Below are 2,458 nucleotides of genomic sequence, written 5' to 3'. Positions count from 1 at the left end.
GCGGCGTCGCGCCCCGAGCCGCCGGTCCCGCCGGAAGCGACCGCTCCGCCGCCCGGCGGGTCGGTCCGTCCGGCCGGCGGCCCGATCGCGCCGGGCGGGTCCTTCGGCGCGCCGGCCTCCTCCCCGGGCCCGGCCGCGTCCGGGCCGGGCGACTCCTCGGGCCCGCCCGGCTCCGGAGCCGACTCCATGCCCTGCGACTCCGGCAGGCTCTCCAGCGCGGCGTCCGGCTCGCCTCCCGACGCCGCGTCCGGCGCCCCGCCACCGCCCTCCTGGGCGCTGCCGCCCCCCTGCCCGCCCTCGGACGGGCCCGCGCCCTCGGACTGCTCCGCGTCCGCCGACGGGCCCGTGACCGCGCCGGAACCAGTGCCCGTGCCCAGGACTGGGTCCGTCCCCGGGGCTGGGTTCGTCCCCGTCCCGGGGTTCGCTCCGGGCTCCGGGCGCTTCCCCGGCTCCGGGGCCGTCCCCGTCCCCGCGCCGGTCTCCGGTCCCGTCCCGGTCGCCGTTCCCGTTCCCTTCCCCGGCCCCGTCTTCCCTTCCGTCGTCCCCTTCTCCGGCTCGCATCGCAGCCGGGCCGCGAAGGGGGCCGAGCGGTAGGCGCCGGCGTCCACGCCGGGGGCGCCGGGGCCGGCGAGGCGTCCGGCGGCGAGTTCGCGGACCACGACGTCGCCCTGAAGCGCGGCCGGGCTCAGATCGGTGAGCCGGGCGCGCGGCGCGTGCACCGCGCCGACCAGGGAGCCGCCGCCCGCCGTGAGGGTCAGCCCGGTCGCGTCGGGGAAGCTCCACAGCAGGTACGGCGCGTCCTGGCCGCCGACCCCGGCGAGCGCGGGGGTACGCCAGTCCAGTCGCCCACCGGTGTCCCGGGTGTCCACCACCACGACCACCGGCGCCGCCGCCGTAGGGCGCCGCTCGAAGACCAGCAGTCCGATCGCGGCGAGCTGACGCCCGGTCAGCCGCACCACATTGGTCCGCCCGGACACGGGCCTCAGCCTCACGGCCGATCCCGGAGCCGGGACGGCGCCCTCCGCGAGCGGCGCCCCGCGACCGTCGTGCGGCCGCACCGTGCCCGCGCAGGCGGCGAGCGCGTCGGCGCGCTCCCGATGCCCGGCGAACACCGAGCCGGTGTCGAGCAGCCCCCGCGCCGCCGCCACCGACGCGGCCGGCTGGGCGGCCGTCAGTTCGACGCGCGGGGTCGCCCCGTACGCCGCGCCCGCCGGCACCAGATGGGTGCCGCCGCCCCCGGCCGTTCCCGTACCGGCCTCGCGCACCGCACCGCCGGTCAGGTCGCCGACCTTCATCCGGCCGTCGCCCATCACCCGCAGCACCCCGTGCCGGGCCGAGCCGGCGAAGTCGATCCCGCCGCCCACCAGCAGCGCGGTGGGCGAGCTGTCACCGGACGCGGTGACCGTGCCGGGCGTGCGGACGGCCACCCGCTGGTCCGCGCCGAACGCCAGGTCCCCGCCCACCGCGACCGGCCCGTCCACCCGCGCCCCGGCCAGCAGTGCGTCGCCCTCCACGAGGACCCCGAACCGGCCTCCCGCCGCCTCGGGCGCCTGGACCGCGAAGGCCGGGCCGGCGCCCGTCGCCAGCACGCCCGCCGAGCAGGCCGCGCCCACCACCGCCGCGCCCAGTCGGCGCGGCATCTTCCTCACCATCCATCGCATAACAGGAAAATAGGATGATCGGAAGGTCGGATCATGGCGGCGCGCCCACCGGTCGCCCGCCCGATCGCCCGCGTGGCGGCGGCCGTACGGCCGGCGGCCGTCCGCCTATCCGGCGATCGCCTTGCGGAAGCACACCCGGTGGTGGCCGGGCCCGTCGTAGTCCCGGTGCACCGGGAGCCCGTCCAGCTCCGACTCGCTGGTGTCCAGGCTGAAGCCGAGCGCCTGGTGGAAGGCGATCGACCCGGTGTTGCGGTGCCAGGTCGCGGCCCGTACCTCCCGGCGACCCGCCTCCGCCGCGCGGGCGAAGAACGCCGCGTACAGCCCCCGGGCCAGGCCCCGCCCGCGCAGCGCCGGGTCCACCCCCACGAAGTGGATGTGCGCCCGGTCGTCGTGGTCGGCCGAGTGCAGCCCCACCAGGAACGCCCGCACCCCGGTCGCGTCCTCCACCACCAGGCTGGTCCCGGAGAACGACTGAAGGAAGACCCGCGGCAGCAGCAGCGACACGTCGCGCGGTTCGGCAGGCGCGCCGGGACCGTCCCCCCATCGGTGCACGCACTCCACGAGCGCGGCGTGGTCGGACACCCGGGCGCGGCGCAGCAACGGCATGTCAATCCCCTTCGGACGGACCCTTCTCCTTACCCCACCACCATGCCGCCGCTCGCCTGGCACAGCGCGGCGACGGGTCGGCTCCGCGCCGGCCGGAGCGCCACGCCGCCCCGGCCCCCCGGGCGCGTCGGCCCCCACGCCCCGCCGCGGACCGGCACCCGGCCGGGGGACCCCCCTCCGGCAACCGGCCG

Annotated in this window: 2 protein-coding genes; both read right to left on the bottom strand. The window is 79.0% G+C overall.

All coding sequences use genetic code 11. The features are described from left to right. Window positions 1-1,661: collagen-binding domain-containing protein (locus tag C6N75_RS22660; protein ID WP_146132644.1), on the bottom strand; the 1,661-nt coding region annotated here is incomplete at its 3' end. Between the two features lie 105 nt (window positions 1,662-1,766). Continuing rightward, complete coding sequence (locus C6N75_RS22655; RefSeq protein ID WP_105870740.1) at window positions 1,767-2,267, bottom strand: GNAT family N-acetyltransferase; 501 nt, start codon at window positions 2,265-2,267, stop codon at window positions 1,767-1,769. Between the last annotated feature and the right edge of the window lie 191 nt (window positions 2,268-2,458).

The organism is Streptomyces solincola (assembly GCF_002982015.1).
GTDB classification, from domain to species: domain Bacteria; phylum Actinomycetota; class Actinomycetes; order Streptomycetales; family Streptomycetaceae; genus Streptomyces; species Streptomyces solincola.
The sequence above is the reverse complement of the archived record's forward strand: the minus strand, read 5'-3'. Positions and strand labels throughout refer to the sequence as shown.

Bases quoted from the DNA above. Each gene is read 5' to 3' on its own strand.
- C6N75_RS22655 (WP_105870740.1), bottom strand. From the start codon at position 2,267: ATGCCGTTGCTGCGCCGCGCCCGGGTGTCCGACCACGCCGCGCTCGTG.